17 protein-coding genes, 1 pseudogene and 2 riboswitches are annotated in these 19314 nt (G+C 65.0%); of the genes and pseudogenes, 16 read left to right on the top strand and 2 right to left on the bottom strand.

Annotated features, from left to right (window positions below; genetic code table 11):
- Positions 1-28: 28 nt before the first annotated feature.
- Positions 29-211: pseudogene (locus F1640_RS25950) on the top strand (formaldehyde dehydrogenase, glutathione-independent); the annotation flags it as partial.
- A gap of 211 nt (positions 212-422) precedes the next feature.
- On the opposite strand, the gene F1640_RS02535 reads toward F1640_RS25950, so the two are convergent.
- Positions 423-1055 carry a tyrosine-type recombinase/integrase gene (locus F1640_RS02535; protein ID WP_194917574.1) on the bottom strand — a complete coding sequence of 211 codons (633 nt, stop codon included), beginning with the start codon at positions 1053-1055 and terminating at the stop codon, positions 423-425.
- Between the two features lie 294 nt (positions 1056-1349).
- A riboswitch (cobalamin riboswitch) is annotated at positions 1350-1586 on the top strand.
- A 133-nt stretch (positions 1587-1719) separates the two neighbouring features.
- On the opposite strand from F1640_RS02535, the gene F1640_RS02530 reads away from it, so the two are divergent.
- The 9 genes from F1640_RS02530 to cobJ all read left to right on the top strand — a co-directional run bounded on the left by F1640_RS02530 (position 1720) and on the right by cobJ (position 13496).
- Entirely contained in the window at positions 1720-3795 is a 2076-nt protein-coding gene (locus tag F1640_RS02530; protein WP_073977027.1) for a TonB-dependent receptor domain-containing protein, read from the top strand.
- Between the two features lie 81 nt (positions 3796-3876).
- Positions 3877-4923, top strand: a complete 1047-nt coding sequence (locus F1640_RS02525; RefSeq protein ID WP_073977028.1) for a HoxN/HupN/NixA family nickel/cobalt transporter — start codon at positions 3877-3879, stop codon at positions 4921-4923.
- Positions 4916-5434, top strand: a complete 519-nt coding sequence (locus F1640_RS02520; RefSeq protein WP_194917572.1) for a hypothetical protein — start codon at positions 4916-4918, stop codon at positions 5432-5434. Before F1640_RS02525 ends, F1640_RS02520 begins: the two co-directional genes overlap by 8 nt.
- Positions 5435-5463: 29 nt before the next feature.
- A riboswitch (cobalamin riboswitch) is annotated at positions 5464-5692 on the top strand.
- Positions 5693-5873: 181 nt separating this feature from the next.
- Entirely contained in the window at positions 5874-6911 is a 1038-nt protein-coding gene (cobW, locus tag F1640_RS02515) for a cobalamin biosynthesis protein CobW (protein ID WP_073977035.1), read from the top strand.
- A 10-nt stretch (positions 6912-6921) separates the two neighbouring features.
- A complete protein-coding gene (cobN, locus tag F1640_RS02510; RefSeq protein WP_073977029.1) occupies positions 6922-10206 on the top strand; it encodes a cobaltochelatase subunit CobN in 3285 nt (1094 codons plus the stop codon).
- Positions 10203-11348 (top strand): cobalamin biosynthesis protein CobG, encoded by a 1146-nt coding sequence (locus F1640_RS02505; protein WP_073977030.1) that lies wholly within the window; start codon positions 10203-10205, stop codon positions 11346-11348. The genes cobN and F1640_RS02505 overlap by 4 nt, the downstream gene beginning before the upstream one ends.
- The gene (locus tag F1640_RS02500) at positions 11348-11977 is read left to right on the top strand and encodes a precorrin-8X methylmutase (protein WP_066653804.1); all 630 of its coding nucleotides are present in this window, start codon (positions 11348-11350) and stop codon (positions 11975-11977) included. The genes F1640_RS02505 and F1640_RS02500 overlap by 1 nt, the downstream gene beginning before the upstream one ends.
- Positions 11974-12711, top strand: a complete 738-nt coding sequence (gene cobI / locus F1640_RS02495; protein ID WP_053556447.1) for a precorrin-2 C(20)-methyltransferase — start codon at positions 11974-11976, stop codon at positions 12709-12711. Before F1640_RS02500 ends, cobI begins: the two co-directional genes overlap by 4 nt.
- Positions 12712-12722: 11 nt before the next feature.
- Positions 12723-13496, top strand: coding sequence for a precorrin-3B C(17)-methyltransferase (gene cobJ, locus F1640_RS02490; RefSeq protein WP_124810533.1), 774 nt, complete (start codon positions 12723-12725; stop codon positions 13494-13496).
- Here cobJ and F1640_RS02485 read toward each other — a convergent pair.
- Entirely contained in the window at positions 13460-14221 is a 762-nt protein-coding gene (locus F1640_RS02485; protein ID WP_066653801.1) for a cobalt-precorrin-6A reductase, read from the bottom strand. The two genes, cobJ and F1640_RS02485, sit on opposite strands and share 37 nt — an antisense overlap.
- Between F1640_RS02485 and F1640_RS02480 the strand changes: the two genes are divergently transcribed.
- From F1640_RS02480 to cobO, 6 genes are read left to right on the top strand one after another with little or no spacing between them, the layout of a single operon-like run.
- Complete coding sequence (locus F1640_RS02480) at positions 14220-15428, top strand: bifunctional cobalt-precorrin-7 (C(5))-methyltransferase/cobalt-precorrin-6B (C(15))-methyltransferase (RefSeq protein ID WP_066673515.1); 1209 nt, start codon at positions 14220-14222, stop codon at positions 15426-15428. The two genes, F1640_RS02485 and F1640_RS02480, sit on opposite strands and share 2 nt — an antisense overlap.
- The gene (locus F1640_RS02475; protein ID WP_066653889.1) at positions 15425-15805 is read left to right on the top strand and encodes a cobalamin biosynthesis protein; all 381 of its coding nucleotides are present in this window, start codon (positions 15425-15427) and stop codon (positions 15803-15805) included. The genes F1640_RS02480 and F1640_RS02475 overlap by 4 nt, the downstream gene beginning before the upstream one ends.
- On the top strand, positions 15802-16587 hold the full coding sequence (cobM, locus tag F1640_RS02470) for a precorrin-4 C(11)-methyltransferase (protein WP_073977031.1): 786 nt from the start codon (positions 15802-15804) through the stop codon (positions 16585-16587). The genes F1640_RS02475 and cobM overlap by 4 nt, the downstream gene beginning before the upstream one ends.
- Positions 16584-17918 carry a cobyrinate a,c-diamide synthase gene (locus F1640_RS02465; RefSeq protein ID WP_073977032.1) on the top strand — a complete coding sequence of 445 codons (1335 nt, stop codon included), beginning with the start codon at positions 16584-16586 and terminating at the stop codon, positions 17916-17918. The genes cobM and F1640_RS02465 overlap by 4 nt, the downstream gene beginning before the upstream one ends.
- Positions 17915-18694: a precorrin-6A synthase (deacetylating) gene (cobF, locus tag F1640_RS02460; protein WP_066653792.1), complete on the top strand. Its 780-nt coding sequence runs from the start codon at positions 17915-17917 to the stop codon at positions 18692-18694. Before F1640_RS02465 ends, cobF begins: the two co-directional genes overlap by 4 nt.
- Positions 18684-19310 (top strand): cob(I)yrinic acid a,c-diamide adenosyltransferase, encoded by a 627-nt coding sequence (gene cobO, locus F1640_RS02455; protein WP_066653789.1) that lies wholly within the window; start codon positions 18684-18686, stop codon positions 19308-19310. Before cobF ends, cobO begins: the two co-directional genes overlap by 11 nt.
- The last annotated feature ends 4 nt before the right edge of the window (positions 19311-19314 follow it).

The following is a 19314-nucleotide window of genomic DNA, read 5'->3' as shown; positions in this document are numbered from 1 at the left end:
GCCAAACAGGATTGCACCAAGAGGATGCAATCCGTCGCGAGCCGGCGGCGCCTATGGCCATGTCGACACGGGCGGCTCGATCGGTGGCCAAGCCAAATATTGCCTAGTGCCCCATACCGACTTCAATCTGCTCGAATTCCCCGATCGCGACCGCGCCATGGAGCGTATCCGTGATCTTGCTATGTTGTCGGACATCCTTCCGACCGGCTTTCTTGCTTGGGGTATGGCAGCTTCCCAGAGTCGACTGCCGTCAAGCAGCCATTCTGGAATCGGCCAGCCTTGCTCGTTCCCTGCCCGATCTCCTACGGTTCGCGAACGGCCGGTTTATCCGAAACCTGACACCCACGGATGCGCGCTGAAACGGCGGTTTTGTCCCAAAGCGCGGTGAAGTGGCCCCTCGCGGGAGGCGAGGAGCCAACCGGTCAGATTTCGGTATTCTCCGCAAGGGCAAGCGCGTCTTCCACGTCGATCCCGAGATAGCGCACTGTGTTCTCGATCTTGCTATAACCGAGAAGGATCTGGACGGCACGAAGGTTACCGGTCGCCCTGTAGATGATCGATGCCTTCGTTCGGCGAAGGGAGTGCGTGCCATAGTCGCTTCGCATCAGACCAACCCCTGTCACCCATTCATCGACGAGCCGGGCGTACTGGCGGGTGCTGAGATGCCCATTATGATCAACCCGGCTGGGAAAGACATAGTCGTCGACCGTGCCGCCCCGCCGCTCAAGCCAAGCCAGCAGGCTGCCCCGGGTGTCTGAGAGCAGTTCGAACTGAACAGGCCGACCTGTTTTCTGCTGCATCACGATCGCACGCGTTCGGATCTGCCCGCCGCTGACGATGTCGCCGATCTTCATCTGCACGAGGTCGCAGCCCCGAAGCTTGCTGTCGATCGCCAAGTCAAATAGCGCCCGATCTCGCAAGCGGCGGTGCTGATTGAGGTAGAATCGGATCTCCCAAATTTGCTTCGGTTTCAGCGCGCGCTTCGCACCGACGGTTCGTCCGGCATTCCAGACTTGGCGCTTTGTGGCGGTGGGTTCGGTTTCAGGCATCTCCATGATCATTCTCCGATGGCCAGAGTGGCCGTCCGAAGAACGCTCTGGCGCCTGATAAGCATGATTACCTCGAGGCACCAGCCGACCACTTCCGGTCGTACAGGAGTCCGATGGCCAACGATAGGTTCAGTGAAAACCCGCCATTCAAATCGAGTGCGCGCGGTTGGTGCGCTCTGGCCGTGCCAATGGCAATGGTGGCGCGGGATGCAGTAATCGTTGATTCAATCCCTACTCCAAGCGTTATTGGCTTTTCCGATCACTTCAGTTAGACGAGGGATCGAGAACCGGATCATTCCGGCTTTCATTGATCGCGCCGGTGCCCCCCGCAAGGGGCTTAATCGGGAATGCGGTGCGGAAGCTTGCTTCCAAATCCGTGGCTGTCTCTGCAACTGTAAGCGGATAGCGCGATGTACATCGCTCCTCATTTGAAGGGGCAGCCACTGGGCCGGACGCTAAATCATGCGAGGTCTGGGAAGGCGTGCATCAAGCTGTGACCCGTGAGCCAGGAGACCTGCCGGCGTCTGGTCGCTCTTGCCTTGGTCCAGAGGATGGCTGCGGCACGGTGAACTCCGTCTGAGCGACGAACGAGCGGCTGGGGTCGCATCGGAGACGTGCGTCGGCCACCCATGGCGTCCGGTCGCCGCGCGTGTCGCCCGTTCGCGCGGGTATGCCCCGGCCACGTCGCAAGACGCCGGGGGACTATTTCGTGATCAAGACCATTACTACCAGCAGCGCACTTCCGCTGATCTGTATCGGAACACCGGCCTTTGCCGAAACCTCTGAAAAGGGATCGCAAACAAGCGCGGATGCAGTCGTGGCAGGCAACGACATTGTGGTTTTCGGTCGCGGTGAGGCCATGATCGGCACTGCCAAATCAGCGAGCGAAGGAAGCGTCGGAGGGGCCGATCTCCTCGTGCGGCCTCTTCTCCGCGTGGCCGAACTGCTGGAAGCGGTGCCGGGGCTGGTTGCAGCCCAGCATTCGGGGAGCGGCAAAGCCAACCAGTATTTCCTGCGCGGTTTCAACCTCGACCATGGGTCTGACTTCAGTACTTATATCGATGATGTGCAGATGAACTTTCGTACCCACGGACATGGTCATGGCTATCTCGACCTCAACGGGCTCATTCCGGAGATCGTGGGCCGGGAGGATTTTCGTAAAGGGCCCTACCGCGCCGATGGCGGTGATTTCGCTCTGGCGGGAGCAGCCTATATGACGACCATCAAGGGTTATGACCGGCCATGGGCATCGGCCGAGGCTGGATCATATGGTTGGCGCAGCGTCGCTGCGGGCGGAACATTGCACGACCTGGGTGCTGGAGACCTCACGCTTGTCGCCCAGGCCAAGACCTATGACGGACCGTGGCAGGAACCTGAACGTCTGCGCCACTACTCGGGGTTCGCGAAATATAGGATGCCGACCGGTGCGGGCACATTGGAGGCATCTCTCCATGCCTACCGGGCGACATGGCACCCAACCGAGCAAATCCCCGAGCGCATTATCGGCACGGCGTTGTGTGCGGATGTGTTCTGCTCTCCAGATCCTTCCGCGCGGGGTGAGACGACGCGCCTGGTGGCTAACATCGCGGTCAAGCAACCGACATGGCGCGCCAATGTCTATGCCCAGTTTTATGACTGGTCGATGTTCTCGAACCCCACTTACACCGATCCGGATAGCACAAGCGCGCAGATCAAGCAGTTCGACCGGCGTTGGGTCCTCGGGCTGTCCGCACAAAAACATTGGGAAATCGCTGACAGTCTGGCTGTGAGCCTTGGCACCGAAAACAGATACGACGCCGTCGGGAATGTTGGTGTCGATCGAACGGCTGCCCGCGCATTTCTTGCGTCACTCGGGCACTACCGGGTCGGGGAATTGTCTTCCGCGCTCTACGGCGAAGTCGCTTGGAAACCCTTGGCGGGACTGCGTGTGACAGGTGGTCTTCGCGGGGACTATTATCACTATTCCGTGCGTGCACGAGATTCTGTTGCGGCGTCGCTGGGCGAAGGCAGTGGCTCAGCGTCGATTCTCTCTCCCAAGGCGTCAATCGCCTATCAGGTTACGCCGCATCTTGAACTCTACGCCAACTGGGGCCGTGGATTCCATTCCAATGATGTTCGGGGTGCGGTCAACAGGGACACGCCTGTTCCCGTTCTGGTTCGCGGCATTGGCAAGGAACTGGGAGGACGCATTCAATTCTCAGGGGTCACGTTAACCGCGACTTACTGGTGGCTGCATGTCGGCAGCGAACTTCGTTTCATTGGCGATTCCAATGCTGTTGAACCGTCGGGTGCCAGTGGGCGTCATGGCTATGAAATCGTCGCCTTCTGGCGGCCGTTCCCTTGGCTTGCGCTTGATGGAAACTATACCGCCAGCCATGCGCGCTTCGACAATGGCGATCACATCCCCAATGCATTCGAGAACGCGGCTTCAGCAGGTGCCGCCATCATTCTTGATCCCTGGGAAGCCAGCATTCGGGTGCGCCACCTTGGACCTTCTCCGCTTGTCGAGGACAACAGTGTCCGGGATCGGGGCAGCACGGTCATGAATGCCCGGGCCGCGTGGAAGGGCAAGAAGGTCGAGATATTTGGAGAAGTGCTGAACATCTTCGACAGCCGAGACAAGGACATCGCCTATTATTACGAGTCCTACATCCCCGCCTTTGATGCAGGTGCTCCGGTGGAAGGCCGGTTGAGCCGCGTGGTCGAGCCTCGAACTGTGAGGATTGGCGCAAAGGTCAATTTCTAGCGAAATCCCTTGATGGGCGGCGCTGCGGCACGTCTGCGGCACCGTCCTTCGTTTGTTCATTCCTCAATCGCCGAGCCAATCATGCCCCTCACGAAGACACTGCCGTCCCTGTCTCTGCGCCGACGAATTGGTGCCTTGTTTGCCGGATTGATCGCCGCCAACATTGGCGTCTGGGTCTGGGCATTCAGCCTGTTTCATGCACAGCCGTTGATGCTCGGCACCGCCGTGCTTGCCTGGGGGCTGGGCCTGCGTCACGCGGTTGATGCCGATCATATTGCGGCGATCGACAATGTGACCCGCAAGCTGATGCAGGACGGGCAGCGTCCGGTTTCGGTCGGATTCTGGTTCGCGATCGGGCATTCCGGAATCATTGCCATAGCATCGATCATCATTGCGGTGACGGCCAGCGCGCTGTCGCAGTTTGGCGCTTTCAAGGAAATCGGTGGCGTGATTGCAACCGTGATTTCCGCGCTTTTCCTGTTCACGATCGCCGGCATGAACCTGGTCATCCTGCGCTCTGTCTGGCGGACTTTTGCCCATGTTCGTGCAGGCGGCAGCTATGCCGAGGACGATCTTGATCTGCTATTGGGTGGGCGCGGTCTGCTTTCCAGACTGTTCAGGCCGATGTTCCGCCTCGTGAACAAAAGCTGGCATATGGCCCCGCTGGGGTTTCTGTTCGGGCTTGGGTTCGATACAGCAACCGAAGTTGCCATTCTGGGCATGTCGGCCAGCCAGGCCGCCGATGGCCTGTCGATCGGGACAATCCTGGTCCTGCCCGCCCTGTTCGCGGTCGGTATGGCCCTCATCGATACGGCGGACGGCGTGGTGATGCTGGGCGCTTATGAATGGGCCTTCGTGAAGCCGATCCGCAAGCTCTACTACAACATCACCATTACCCTGATCTCGGCCATCGTGGCGATTGTCATTGGTGGAATCGAAACGCTGGCCCTGATTGGCGACAAGCTGGCCCTTACGGGTAGGCCATGGCGGGTCGCCGCTGAACTGGGCGAAAATTTCAATGGTCTGGGCTTCGCCATCATCGGTCTTTTCGTGTTCTGCTGGCTGGCGAGTTACGCGATCTATCGCTGGAAGCGGTTCGATGAAATCGAGGTTTCGGTCGTTGCCTGACCGTCACTGCGTGGATCGTTGCGTCATACTCAGCCACGATGACCAGTCCTGCACCGTCTCAATCGATCTTGATGTCCGAATGCCGCTCGGGCTTCGCGTACATCACGGCGAGCGCGACGCGGCGATCCGGATGCTGATGGCTCGTTCCAACGGAACATTCGTTAAATCCAGAAAAAGTTGTGTCTTTGATCCGAATTCAAGGCAGGCTGCGGAAGATCTCGTCGATGCCATACGGAAACGGCTTTTCCGGATAGCGTGCAAGCCTGTCAGTCAACGGCAGGTCGAGGATATTCTCTGCATCACGTCCCGCGAGCGAACACGGTGGGCCAAGGACGGCCGCTTGGCCCTATCGGGGGCTTCCAGGATCAGAAAAGGCGTAACCGAAATAACGCTCTGGACTTATCCCTGCGATGCGATCGAGCGCCTGGCAGCCAACCCATCCGAGATAAGGCGATGGCGTAAAGAGGATGAAGCAACAACTTCAATTGGCTTGGCTGGCATTTTCGTCTAGAGCGCGCGGCGAAGGACCGGGGCAACCCGCCCTTCAATGATCGCGCCGGTGCCCCGCAAGGGGCTTAATCGGGAATGCGGTGCGGGAGCTTGCTCCCAAATCCGTGGCTGTCCCTGCAACTGTAAGCGGATAGCGCGATGCACATGCTCCTGAACACAGGAGCTGCCACTGGACAGCGCTTTGGCGCAAAGTCTGGGAAGGCGTGCATCAAGCTGTGACCCGCGAGCCAGGAGACCTGCCGGCGCACCGGTCGCTCTTGCCTGATCCAGGGGATGGTCACGGCACGGTAACTCTCCGTCTGAGCGACGAAGCTGTGCGGCTGGGGCTGCACGGCCGCGTGGTAACGGGTGCTTCATCGCGCCTGCCCGTTGCGATGCGCCGACCGGACTTGTCCGGCAAGCCCCGCCGTTTGTCGCTCTGGCGCGCGGAGGAATTGCTTGTGGCCGACCTGTCAAAGGTGCCTGTCACCATCATTACGGGCTTTCTGGGCGCGGGGAAAACCACGCTCATCAGCCATTTGATCCGCAATGCGGGCGGGCGCAGGCTGGCGGTGGTGGTCAACGAATTCGGCTCGCTGGGCGTGGATGGCCAGATTCTGGAATCTTGCGCCATTCCGGATTGCCCGGCGGAAAACATCGTAGAACTGGCCAATGGCTGCATCTGCTGCACCGTGGCGGATGACTTCATCCCCACGGTGGAAAAGCTGCTGGCGCTTGATCCGCGCCCGGATCACATCCTGATCGAGACATCGGGTCTGGCCTTGCCCAAGCCGCTGCTCAAGGCGTTTGACTGGCCCGCGATTCGTAGCCGGATCACCGTGGACGGTGTGCTGGCGCTGGCCGATGCCGAAGCGGTGGCGGCAGGCCGGTTCGCGCCCGATGTGGCCGCGCTTGACGCCCAGCGCGCCGCCGATCCCAGCATCGATCATGAGACGCCGCTTTCGGAAGTGTTCGAGGACCAGCTTGCCTGCGCCGACATGATTCTGCTGACCAAGGTTGATCTGGCAGGTCCGGAAGGTGTCGCCGCAGCGCGCGCGATCATCGCGGCGGAGCTTAGTCGCCCGGTTCCGGTGATCGAACTGACCGAAGGCGTGGTCGATCCGCGCGTGATTCTGGGCCTTGATGCCGCTGCCGAGGACGACATCGCCGCGCGCCCATCGCACCATGATGGAGATGACGACCACGAGCACGACGACTTTGACAGCACCGTCATCGCATGGGGCGAGATCGCCGATCCGGCAGTGCTTGTGGCGCGGATCGAAACGCTGGCGCGCGATCACCATATCCTGCGCGTGAAGGGCTATGCCGCCGTTGCGGGCAAGCCGATGCGGCTGCTGGTGCAGGCGGTAGGCGCGCGGGTGCGCCACCAGTACGACCGCCCGTGGCGGCCTGACGAGCCGCGCCGCACCACGCTGGTCGCCATTGCCGAGCACGATCATGTCGATGCAGACGCCATTCGCGCGGTGCTGCTGGCGTAAGGCGCGGGCCATGCACGTCATTTTCCGCGAAACGCACGGGATGGAGGAAACCGCCGTCCCGCAGGATCTGGGGCAAGAGCCTGCGGATCTGGTGGTCCTGTCCTTTTCGGACAGCGACCTGGGCGCATTCGCGGCGGCATGGCATCAGGCCCGCGCGGGCGATGTGGCGTTCCCTTCGCTGCGGCTCGCCAATCTGGCGGCGCTGATGCATCCGCTGTCGGTCGACACGTATGTCGAGCGGACACTTTCGGGTGCAAAGGCGATCCTGATCCGGCTGATCGGCGGCACGCCCTATTGGAGCTACGGGCTGCAACAGGTCGAGGCGCTGGCCCGGTCGCGCGGCATCGCCCTGGCCGTGCTGCCCGGCGACGGCTGGGAGGACGCGCGGCTGGATGCGGTTTCGACCGTGCCGGTGCCTGCATTGCGCGAACTTGCGCAGTGGTGCGATGCTGGCGGTGCAGGGGCGGCGCAGGCGGCGCTTGCCGCGCTGTCGCAGCTGGCGGGGCTGATTGATGCCCCCGCCCGGACATGCGATCCGCTGCCGATGGCGGGAGGCTGGCATCCCGGCTTTGGCGTGGTCGATCCTGAAGCCTTTGTGCGCGATCCGGCAAGGCCGCTGGTCCTGATCGTGTTCTATCGTTCTTACCTGACCGCCCACGATCTGGACCCGTTTGCCGCCCTGCATACCGCGTTCGAGCAGCGCGGTTTCGATGCATTGTCGATCTTCGTCCCCTCGCTGAAAGCCCCGCAGGTGCGCGAACAGGTGGACCGCTGGGTGCGCGGACTTGGCCCGGTAGCGATCATCAACGCTACCGCTTTTTCCGCGCGGGGCGAGGACGGCGCCACCCCGCTTGATGGCGCGGGCGTTCCCGTGTTTCAGCTGGCGCTGGCCACGTCCGGGCGCGCGGGATGGGCGGCGGCGTCGCGCGGGCTTTCCCCCGCAGACATTGCCATGCATGTGGTGCTGCCCGAAATTGACGGGCGGGTGTTTGCAGGCATCGCCAGCTTCAAGGAGGCGGGGACGCGCGATCCCGCGCTTGGCTTTGCCCGTACCATCCATCGCGCCGATGCCGGCCGGATCGAAGCGATCACCGCGCGGGTAGCGGGCTGGATCGCACTTGCCCAAACGCCGGTTGCCGAGCGGCGGGTTGCGCTGGTCCTGTCGACTTATCCCGGCAAGGCATACCAGATCGCCCACGCCGTGGGGCTGGATGCGCTGGCTTCTGCCGAGGCGATCCTGGCCGATCTGGCCGAGGCGGGATATGCCACTGACGCGCAGGCCGGACTGGCAGCGCTCCTTGAATGCACACATCAGCACTGGCCGCTGGCAGAGTACCGCAAGGCGTTGGCAGCACTGCCCGATACCCTGCGCGCTGAACTTTTCGCCGCATGGGGCGAGCCGGAAGCCGATGCTGCCGCCGCCGATGGCGCGTTCCGTTTTGCCGCGCTGCCCATCGGCAACGCGCTGGTAGCCTTGCAGCCCGAACGCGGCGAGCGCGCCCATCGCGACGGCGACTATCACGACCTGTCCCGCTGCCCGCGCCATGGCTATGTGGCGTTCTACCTGTGGCTGCGCCAGCGAAGCGTGGACGCGCTGGTGCATGTCGGCGCACATGGCACACTGGAATGGCTGCCGGGCAAATCAGTCGCGCTGTCCGATGCTTGCTGGCCCGAGGCGCTGACCGGCGCGATGCCGGTGATCTATCCGTTCATCGTCAACGATCCCGGCGAAGCGGCGCAGGCCAAGCGCCGGATCAGCGCGGTTACGATCGGGCACGTTCCCCCGCCACTGGTGCAAACGCAAAGCGGTGCGGGGCTGGCCCGGATCGAGGCGCTGCTGGATGAATTCTCCAACGCTGGCGGGCTGGACCCGGCCCGCCGCGACCGTCTGCAAGTGAACATCCGCGACGAAGCGCGCGTGCTGGGACTTGAGGCGGAACTGGGCCTTGATGACGCGGCCACGCTGGTCGAGGCGATCACCCGGATCGACCGCTTCGTTTGCGATGTAAAGGACAGCCAGTTCGGTGGCGGGCTGCATGTGTTCGGGCGGGGAGATCAGGGCGCAGCCGAGCGGGCCGGATTGCTGGCGGCACTCGACGGACGCCGCGTTCCGCCCGGTCCCTCCGGCTCCCCCTTTCGCGGGCGCAGCGATGTGCTGCCAACCGGGCGAAACCTTTATGCGATAGACCCGCGCGCCGTGCCTTCACGCGCGGCCCATGCCCAAGGGGTGACACTGGCAGAGGAGCTGATCCGGCGGCATCTGCAGGATCACGGCGATTATCCGCGCGGGCTGGTGCTCGATCTGTGGGGATCGGCCACGATGCGCACGGCGGGCGAGGAATTCGCCATGGCGCTGCACCTGCTGGGCGCAAAGCCGCTGTGGGACACCGCGTCCGAACGGGTAACAGGCATCGAAATCCTGCCGCTGGCGCTGCTGGACCGGCCGCGTATCGATGTGACGTTGCGGATTTCCGGCCTGTTCCGCGATGCCTTTCCTGCGCTGCCGATACTGTTTGGCCAAGCGGTGCGCGCGCTGTGTTTGCGCGATGAACCGGCGGACTGGAACCCGTTTGCAGGGCAGGCTGCGGCACCGCGCGTCTATGGCCCGGCCCCCGGCAGCTATGGACTGGGTCTTGGCGATGCAGCCGAGGTCTATACTGAAGCGGCCCGGCGCGCTGCTGGTGAGGCATGGCTGGCGGCATCGGACCATGCGTTTGACGCAGCCTCCGATGCGATCGGAACCTTTGCCGATCCTGACGGCCTGCGCCAGCGTGTTGAAGGAGCGGACGCCTTTGTCCATCTTCAGGACTTGCCCGAAACCGATCTGCTGCTGGCCGCCGATTATGCCGCGCACGAGGCGGGCTTTGCCGCTGCCAAGGCGCTGATCGGTGGTTCGGCGGCGCTCTACCACCTCGACAATCGCGATCCGGGGCGCACCGTTGCGCGCACCCTGACCGAAGAGATCGCCCGCGTGGTCCGCGCCCGCGCGGCGCACCCAGGCTGGGTGGCGGGCATGATGCGGCACGGCTTTCGCGGGGGGGCAGAACTGGCCGCGACGCTGGACCATATGGGTGCCTTTGCGCACCTTTCAGGCAGCGTACCGCCGCATCTGTTCGACCTTTATCACGACGCGACACTGGGCCAGACCGATGTTCGCGCATTTCTTGAACGCGAGAATCCGGCTGCGCTGGCGGCGATGGAAGCCCGCTTTGCCGCGCTCCATGCCGCCGGGCTGTGGCAGACCCGGCGCAATTCCATCCTCGCCAGCCTGCCAAGGCTTGAGGACAGGGCATGAGCAGTTTTGCGGTGAAGGGCTGGTGCCCCGATGCCTGGCACCCGATGATGGCGGGCGACGGGCTGCTGGTGCGGGTAAAGCCTCGGCTTGGCCGCCTGACGCGGGCGCAAGTGCTGGGCCTGTGCGATGCCGCCGTGGTGCACGGCAATGGCCTGATCGACATGACCGCCCGCGCCAATCTCCAGCTTCGCGGGGTGCCTGAAACTGGCTGGCAGGCGCTGCTCGACCGGTTGCTTGTGCTGGATCTGGTGGACCCTGACCCTGTCATCGAACAGCGGCGCAACATTCTGGTCGCGCCGGATTGGCGCGCCGGTGATGACAGCCACCGCATTGCGGGCGCATTGCTGACCCGGCTGGATGAGTTGCCCGATCTGCCCGGTAAAGTGTGCTTTGCCATCGATGCCGGTCAGACCTGCATTCTGGGTGGCGAGGCGGGCGATTTCCGCATTGAGCGCGGCGGCGATGGCGGTCTGATCCTGCGCGCCGATGGCCGCGCCACCGGTATGGCGGTTGCTGCTGGCAGGGAAGTGGACGCGCTGATCGCGCTCGCCCACTGGTTTGCGGCCAGCGGCGGCGCGAAAGCGGGGCGCATGGCGCGACACCGGCTGGTCCTGCCCGAATGGGCCTGTGGCGACATTCTGCCCGCGCCGTCGGCTGCTTGCATCGTGCCGGGCCTTCATGATCTGGGCCTCCGTGATGGGAGTTGGGCCTATGGCTTGCCGTTTGGCCGGATAGAGGCGCGGATACTGGCCGGGATGGTGGAAGCATCGCCCGCCGCAGCGGTGCGGATCACGCCGTGGCGTGTGCTGCTGGTGGAAGGCGCGCCTGCCGTTTGCGCCGGTGGGCTGATCGATAATCCTGCCGACCCGCTGCTGCATGTCGATGCTTGCCCCGGCGCGCCCTGCTGCCCGCAGGCCTCGGTTGAAACCCGCGATCTTGCCCGCCGCCTTGCACCGCATGTCGCCGGGCGGCTGCATGTTTCGGGCTGTGCCAAGGGCTGCGCCCGCCAGCGCGCCGCCGATGTCACGCTGACCGGCCGCGATGGCCTGTTCGATCTTTCCCTGAACGCACCCGCCGGTGCGTTGCCAGTTCGCTCTGCGCTCAGCCCAGCCGAGCTTCTCGCCCATTTCGGAGCCGCTTGATGCCCCATATCTATGAAACCGATGGCGCGGCCATCTATCGCCAGTCTTTCGCCACGATCCGCGCCGAAGCCGATCTGGCGCCCTTTTCCGCTGATGAGGAACCGGTGGCGGTGCGCATGATCCACGCCGCCGGGATGGTGGACCTTGCCGCGCATATCCGCTTCTCACCCGGCTTTGCCAGTGCGGCGCGGGCGGCGCTGGCCGCTGGCGCGCCGGTGCTGTGCGATGCGCGGATGGTGTCCGAAGGGATCACCCGTGCGCGGCTGCCTGCTGATAATCAGATCATCTGCACCCTGAATGCGCCGCAAGTGCCCGACATGGCGCGGGCAATGGGTAACACCCGCTCTGCCGCCGCACTGGAACTGTGGCGGCCGCATCTGGCAGGCGCGGTGGTGGCCATCGGCAACGCGCCAACCGCGCTGTTCCATCTGCTGAATATGCTGGAAGATCCCGATTGCCCGCGCCCTGCGGCGATCATCGGCTGTCCGGTGGGCTTTGTCGGCGCGGCGGAATCCAAGGCCGCGTTATGGGCCGCGCCGCCGGTGCCGTGCTGCATCGTTGAAGGGCGGCTGGGCGGCAGCGCGATCACGGTTGCTGCGATCAACGCTTTGGCGAGCGGCAACGAATGAGCGCGGCCCTTTCCTGCGGGACGATCCACGGCGTGGGTTTGGGTCCGGGTGCGCCCGATCTGTTGAGCGTTCGCACCGACCGGCTGGTGCGCGGCGCCCGCCACGTGGCCTATTTCCGCAAGGCCGGGCGGCCGGGTCAGGCGCGGCGGATTGTTGAAGGAATGCTCCGCCCCGACGTGATCGAAATCCCGATGGAATATCCGGTGACGACCGAGATTCCGTTATCCGACCCGCGCTACAACGACTGTCTTTCCGCTTTCTATGCCGAATGCACGCAGCGATTGGTCATGCTGGCGCAGGCAGGCGAAGACGTGGTCGTGCTGTGTGAGGGCGATCCGTTTTTCTACGGTTCGTTCATGCATTTGCACACCCGGCTGGCGGGCACGGTTCCGGTGGCAGTGGTGCCGGGTATCACCGGCATGGCCGGGGCGTGGAACGCAACCGGCATCCCGATCACCTGGGGCGACGATGTGCTGACCATCGCGATGGCGACCCTGCCCGAGGATGAACTGGTGCGACGCATCCGCGATACAGATGCGCTGGTGGTGATGAAGATCGGGCGCAACCTGCCCAAACTGCGCCGCGCGGTGGCCGCTGCCGGGCGCGAGGATGCGGCATGGCTGGTCGAACATGCCGCCATGCCAGGTCAGCGGGTCACGCGGCTGATCGAGGCCGAAACGGTCACGCCCTATTTCTCGATCCTGCTGATTCACGGCCAGGGGCGCCGGCCATGAGTGCCGGGGCCATGAGCGGCTGGCTGGCCATCGCCGGTCTAGGGCCGGGCGACGAGGCGCTGATTACGCCCGAAGTCACCGCCGCTCTGGCCGGGGCAAGCGATGTCATCGGCTATATTCCCTATGTCGCCCGGATCGCCCCGCGCGCCGGGCTGACACTGCATCCGTCCGATAACCGGGTGGAGCTGGCCCGGGCCGCCCATGCGCTGGACCTCGCGGCGCAGGGGCGGCGCGTGGTGGTGGTATCATCGGGCGATCCGGGCGTTTTCGCGATGGCCGCCGCCGTGTTCGAGGCGCTGGAGGCAGGCCCGGCCCACTGGCGCGATCTCGACATCCGGGTGCTGCCCGGCATCACCGCGATGCTGGTCGCCAGCGCGCGGGCGGGGGCGCCGCTGGGTCATGATTTTTGCGCGATCAACCTGTCGGACAATCTCAAGCCGTGGAATTTGATCGAAAAACGGTTGCGGCTGGCGGCAGAGGCGGACTTTGCTATGGCCTTCTACAACCCGAGGTCAAAAGCCCGGCCCGAAGGTTTCGAACGTGTACTGGACCTGCTGCGCGAAGTGTGCGGCCCGGATCGCCCGATCCTGTTCGCCCGCGCCGTATCGACGCCGGACGAGCAATTGCGGATCGTACCGCTGGGTCAGGCCCGTGCAGACATGGCCGACATGCGGACCATGGTGATCGTCGGATCAAGCCTGACGCGGATCATCGAACGCCCAAGTGCGCGAAAGCCTAGCCCCATCCTCTATACGCCCCGCTCGGCCTTGGGTTCGGCATCATGACCCAGCCACACCAGCACATCTTCAGGGCGATAGCATTCGGCCCGGTCCGGAACGACGGGGCGATCAATCATCAGGACCGGCAAGCCCAGATACCGCGCCGCGATCAGCTTGGCCTCAGCGCCTTGCCCGCCAGCGTTCTTGCACACCACCAGATCGATGGCGTGCGCCTCCATCAATGCGCTGTCGCCTGTTGCGGTGAACGGCCCGCGATCGACGATCAGGGTGTGATGGGGCAAGCCCGGCGGCTGGTCTGGCGCATCGACAAAGCGCAACAGATAATGATGCTGCGGCTGGGCAGCGAAGGCTGCCACATGCATCCGGCCCAGCGCCAGCATGATGCGGCGGGTCGGGCCTGCCAGCGCTGCCACCGCACCGTCGATGCTGGCAACGCGGGTCCAGCGGTCTCCGGCGACCGATTGCCACGCCCGGCGGGTCAGCGCTACATGAGGCACTCCGGCCAGACGGGCCGCCTCCACGGCATGGCTGCTCATCGTTGCGGCAAAGGGGTGGGTCGCGTCCACCAGATGAGTCACGCGGTGGTGGCGCAGATAATCGGCCAGCCCCGCCACACCGCCGAACCCGCCGACACGCACCGGCACCGGTTGAGCGCGGGGGTTTTCGGTCCGTCCGGCATAGCTGAGCGTCGTCGCAATGCCCCGCGCGCCAAGCAGGCGGGCAAGCGCGCTGGCCTCTGTCGTGCCGCCCAGCAGGAGGACGTTGGGCATGGCTGATATGGCTCCTGAAGCGTGGTTGACGATCATCGGCATTGGCGAGGACGGGCCGGACGGCCTTTCCGCCGCCGCCGGCACGGCGCTGGCGCAGGCCGGACTGGTCATGGGACCGGCACGGCACCTGTCGCTGCTGCCCGCGATTACCTGTACCATGATCGAATGGCCAGTACCCTTTGCCGATGGCATTGCCCTGCTGATGCAACATCGCGGGCAGCGGGTGGTGATGCTGGCATCGGGCGATCCGTTCTGGTTCGGGGCGGGAAGCAGTGTGGCGAGCCTGCTTGATCCGGGCGAATGGGTTGCGATCCCCGCGCCTTCCACCTTCACGCTGGCGGTTGCGCGGCTGGGCTGGCCGGTTCAGGATGTGGCCTGTCTTGGCCTCCATGCCGCGCCGTTAGATCGGCTCAAGCCCCACCTGGCACCAGGGCGGCGCGTCATTGCACTGTTGCGCGATGGCGCGGCGGTGGCCGCGCTGGCGGACTATCTGACCGGCCAAGGCTTTGGCGCGTCAGCGTTGCATGTGATGGAAGCGCTGGGCGGGCCGCGCGAACGGGTTCGCACCGCGCGCGCCGAGGGGCTGTCTTTCACCGACATCGCCCATCCGGTAGCGGCCGGGATCGAGTGTGCCGGGCATGGCCCGTCCTTGCCGCTGACGGCGGGCCGACCGGATCACTGGTTTGCGTCCGACGGGCAGTTGACCAAGCGTCCGGTACGCGCGCTGACGCTATCGGCGCTGGCCCCGTGTGCGGGTGAGCTGCTGTGGGATATTGGCGCGGGATCGGGATCGATCGGGATCGAATGGCTGCTGGCCCACCCGGCCAACCGGGCCTGCGCGATAGAGGCGGATCCGGTGCGCGCGGACCGTGTGCGGGCCAACGCCGCTGCGCTGGGCGTTGACCGGCTGAAGGTGGTCGTCGGGACGGTGCCGGATACCTTGCCACCGGGACCATCGCCCGATGCGGTGTTCATCGGCGGTGGATTGTCCGATGCTTTGCTGGACGCGCTGTGGGCGCGTTTGCCCGCCGGAACGCGGCTGGTAGCCAATGCGGTGACGCTGGAATCAGAAGCGCTGCTTGCCCGGTGGCATGGCCAGACGGGCGGGAGCCTCCTGCGCATCGAACTGGCCGACGCCGCGCCGCTGGGCAGCCGCCACGGCTGGCGCGCGCGCTATCCGGTGGTGCAATGGAGCGCGGTGCTGTGATTGTCGCGGGCTTCGGCTTTCGGTCGGGCGTCAGCCTGTGTTCGCTGCGCGCCGCGTTCGCGCTGGCGGGGCAGGGGCAGCCGCCGGTCACCCATCTGGCTGCGGCGCATGACAAGCTTGCGGCGCTGGTGCCGCTGGCCGAAGTGCTGGACCTGCCGCTGATGGGCGTGGCGTCCGATGCACTGGCCGCCGTTTCCACCCCCACGCGCTCCATCGCCAGCCTGAACGCTCGTCACGTCGGCAGCGTTGCCGAAGCGTCCGCGCTTGCCGCTGCTGGCGCGGGTGCGCGCCTGCTGTCGCCGCGCCACATCTCCCCCGATCGCATGGCGACGTGCGCCATTGCTGCCAGCGTCAACCTTCAGGAAATCCCAACATGACCGTCCATTTCATCGGCGCCGGTCCCGGCGCGCCCGACCTTTTGACCTTGCGTGGACGCGACCTGATCGCAGAGTGCCCGGTGTGCCTTTATGCCGGGTCGCTGATCCCGGTGGCCGTGCTGGATCACTGCCCGCCGGGCGCGCGGATCGTGAACACCGCGCCGCTGGAATTGGACCAGATCATGGCCGAGATCGCCGCCGCCCACGCCGCTGGGCACGATGTGGCGCGGCTGCATTCGGGCGATCTTTCGGTCTGGTCGGCGATGGGCGAGCAATTGCGCCGCCTGCGCGCGCTGGACATTCCCTTTACCGTGACGCCCGGTGTCCCGGCGTTCGCCGCCGCCGCCGCTGCGCTGGAGGCAGAACTGACGCTGCCCGCGCTGTCGCAATCGCTGGTGCTGACCCGCACGCCGGGCCGCGCCAGCACCATGCCGCCCGCCGAAAGCCTGACCAATTTTGCCATGACCGGCGCGACGCTGGCCATTCACCTGTCGGTCCACAATCTGGCGCAAGTGGTGGCGGACCTGACGCCGGCCTATGGCGCAGATTGCCCCGTCACCGTGGTCTGGCGCGCCAGTTGGCCCGATCAGCGGATTGTCCGGGCCACGCTCGACACGATCGAGCAGGCCGTGGCGGGCAGTATGGAGCGCACCGCCTTGATCCTTGTCGGGCGGGTGCTGGCAGCACAGGATTTTGCCGAAAGCAGCCTTTACGCGCCCGGTTATGACCGCCGCTATCGTCCGCAGGATGCCACGTCACGCTTTGCCGGTGCGGTCGAATGAGCGCGCGCCACCAGACTCCGGGATTGATGATCGCCGCCCCCGCATCGGGCACAGGCAAGACCACGGTGATGCTGGGCCTGCTGCGCGCCCTGACCGAAGACGGGCTGGCTGTGCAGCCGTTCAAGAGCGGGCCGGACTATATCGACCCCGCGTTTCACCGCGCGGCCAGTGGCAGGCCGTCGTTCAATCTCGATAGCTGGGCGATGGAGGACGATCTGATCGCTGGCATTGCGGCGCAGGTCGGGGGTGCGGACATGGTGCTGGCCGAAGGGTCGATGGGACTGTTTGACGGCGTGGCCAGCAAGGGTGCGTCGGGCAATGGTGCCAGCGCCGACATGGCGCGCCGGATGGGCTGGCCGATCGTGCTGGTGCTGGATGTGTCGGGGCAGGCGCAGTCCGCCGCCGCCACCGCGCTGGGGTTCAGCAGCCTTGATCCGGGGCTGCCATTTGCCGGGGTGATCCTGAACCGCGTGGCCAGTCCGCGCCATGAACGGCTGGTCCGCAAGGGGATGGAGGCGGTGGGCATCCCCGTGCTGGGCGCCCTGCCAAGGCGCGGCGACCTGACCCTGCCCGAACGCCATCTGGGGCTGGTTCAGGCGGTGGAGCATCCCGATCTTGATCGCGCGATTGCCGAGTTTGCAGCGTTCCTGCGCGCCCATGTCGATCTTGACGCTATTCGCCTTGCCGCTGGTGCCGCACCACAAGCCGACGGCGGCAAGCTGCCCGCCCCTCCGGCCCAGCGGATCGCCATGGCGCGCGATCCCGCCTTTTCGTTCGTCTACCCGCATCTGATCGAAGGCTGGCGGCGCGCCGGGGCGGAGATCCTGCCGTTTTCGCCACTGGCCGATCAGGCGCCCGCCGCCCATGCCGATCTGGTGTGGCTGCCTGGCGGCTATCCCGAATTGCACGCCGGGACCATCGCCGCCGCCACGACATTCCTGTCCGGCCTACGCCGCCATGCCGAAACGCGGCCCGTTCACGGCGAATGCGGCGGCTATATGGTGCTGGGGCAGGGGTTGATCGACAAGAGTGGTGAACGGCACCGGATGGCCGGGCTGCTGGGGCTGGTCACCAGCCATGCCCAGCGCAAGATGCACCTTGGCTATCGCCATGCCGAACTGCTGGTGCCGATATCGGGCCTTGCCGCCGGGACCAGACTGCGCGGGCACGAGTTCCACTATTCCACCATCGTTGAACAAAGCGACGCGCCGCTGGCGCTTGTGACCGATGCCGAAGGCGCGGCGGTGGCCGAAAGCGGATCGCATCGCGGCCATGTCACCGGCAGCTATTTCCACATGATCGCGCCCGCTTCGTGCCGAGAAGCCCAATGATCGACCTCCACCTGATCGGCATCGGCACGGGCAACCCCGATCACCTGACAGCGCAGGCCGTGGCGGCGATGAACCAAGCTGACCTGATCCTGTTGCCGCGCAAGGGGCAGGCCAAGTCCGACCTGATCGACCTGCGCCGGGAGATCTGCGCGCAGGTTCTGACGGGGCCAACGCGGATTGTGGAATTTGACCTGCCAGTAAGAGGTGGGCCAGTGCGCGGTAATGGGGCCACTTATCTGGATGACGTCAATGCCTGGCATGATGCCATCGCGGATGCGTGGCAGGCGCAGATCACCCAGCATTTGCCCGGTGGCGGCACACTGGCGCTGCTCGTCTGGGGCGACCCCTCGCTGTATGACAGCACCTTGCGCATTGCCGATCGGCTGAGCAGCGCGGGCGTTGAAATCACCGTGCGGGTGGTGCCGGGCATCACCAGCCTTCAGGCGTTGACCGCCGCCCATGCCATGCCGTTGAACCCGCTGGCCGGCCCGGTGACGATCACCACCGGGCGGCTGCTGCGCGCCCATGGCTGGCCTGCCGGAGCCGACACGATTGTCGTCATGCTCGATAGCGGCGGCGCGTTCGAGGGGCTGCAACCGCAAGGCATCACCATCTGGTGGGGCGCTTATCTGGGCATGGCGCACGAGGCGCTGGAACAGGGCCCCCTGGCGCAAGCCGGTCCCCGGATCGCGTTGCGCCGGGCGGAACTGCGCGCGCGCCATGGCTGGATCATGGATGTCTATCTCATGCGAAGGGAATTGGCCGATGGAACCTGAAAACCAAGTAGAAGTTGCAGGCGGCGATGCCCGCCACGCCGAAAAGATGCGCAAGAAGCAGACCGCGCAGGCCAAGATCATGGCCAGCAAGACCCGCGAACAGGGCCTGCTGATCGTCCACACCGGCAAGGGCAAGGGCAAAACCAGCGCGGCGCTGGGCATGGTGGTTCGCGCCATTGGCCACGGCATGAAAGTGGGGGTGGTCCAGTTCGTCAAAGGGGCGATGAAAACGGGTGAAAAGGCCGTGTTCGATGCCTTTCCGGACAATGTCGAATTCAAGCCGATGGGCGAGGGATTTACCTGGGACACACAGGACCGCACGCGCGATATCGCGGCCGCCCGCGCCGGCTGGGACGAGGTCAAGCGCATGATCGCCGACCCCAGCTATCACATGGTGCTGGCCGACGAACTGAACATCGTGCTGCGGTATGACTATCTGCCGGTCGATGAAGTGGTGGCGGTGCTGACCGCGCGCGATGCCATGAAGCATGTGATCGTTACGGGTCGCAACGCGCCCGACGCGCTGATCGAGGTGGCGGACCTTGTCACCGAGATGACCATGGTGAAGCACCCCTTCCGTTCGGGCGTGAAGGCGCAGGCGGGGATCGAATTCTGAGCGA

It is taken from the genome of Novosphingobium sp. NBM11 (assembly GCF_015390225.1).
Lineage (GTDB): Bacteria > Pseudomonadota > Alphaproteobacteria > Sphingomonadales > Sphingomonadaceae > Novosphingobium.
The sequence above is the reverse complement of the archived record's forward strand: the minus strand, read 5'-3'. Positions and strand labels throughout refer to the sequence as shown.

Bases quoted from the DNA above. Each gene is read 5' to 3' on its own strand.
- cobF (WP_066653792.1), top strand. From the start codon at position 17,915: ATGATCGACCTCCACCTGATCGGCATCGGCACGGGCAACCCCGATCAC.
- F1640_RS02525 (WP_073977028.1), top strand. From the start codon at position 3,877: ATGCCCCTCACGAAGACACTGCCGTCCCTGTCTCTGCGCCGACGAATT.
- F1640_RS02535 (WP_194917574.1), bottom strand. From the start codon at position 1,055: ATGGAGATGCCTGAAACCGAACCCACCGCCACAAAGCGCCAAGTCTGG.
- cobI (WP_053556447.1), top strand. From the start codon at position 11,974: ATGAGCGCGGCCCTTTCCTGCGGGACGATCCACGGCGTGGGTTTGGGT.
- F1640_RS02485 (WP_066653801.1), bottom strand. From the start codon at position 14,221: ATGCCCAACGTCCTCCTGCTGGGCGGCACGACAGAGGCCAGCGCGCTT.
- cobM (WP_073977031.1), top strand. From the start codon at position 15,802: ATGACCGTCCATTTCATCGGCGCCGGTCCCGGCGCGCCCGACCTTTTG.
- F1640_RS02500 (WP_066653804.1), top strand. From the start codon at position 11,348: ATGCCCCATATCTATGAAACCGATGGCGCGGCCATCTATCGCCAGTCT.
- F1640_RS02465 (WP_073977032.1), top strand. From the start codon at position 16,584: ATGAGCGCGCGCCACCAGACTCCGGGATTGATGATCGCCGCCCCCGCA.
- cobO (WP_066653789.1), top strand. From the start codon at position 18,684: ATGGAACCTGAAAACCAAGTAGAAGTTGCAGGCGGCGATGCCCGCCAC.
- F1640_RS02480 (WP_066673515.1), top strand. From the start codon at position 14,220: ATGGCTGATATGGCTCCTGAAGCGTGGTTGACGATCATCGGCATTGGC.
- cobN (WP_073977029.1), top strand. From the start codon at position 6,922: ATGCACGTCATTTTCCGCGAAACGCACGGGATGGAGGAAACCGCCGTC.
- cobJ (WP_124810533.1), top strand. From the start codon at position 12,723: ATGAGCGGCTGGCTGGCCATCGCCGGTCTAGGGCCGGGCGACGAGGCG.
- F1640_RS02505 (WP_073977030.1), top strand. From the start codon at position 10,203: ATGAGCAGTTTTGCGGTGAAGGGCTGGTGCCCCGATGCCTGGCACCCG.
- F1640_RS02530 (WP_073977027.1), top strand. From the start codon at position 1,720: ATGCCCCGGCCACGTCGCAAGACGCCGGGGGACTATTTCGTGATCAAG.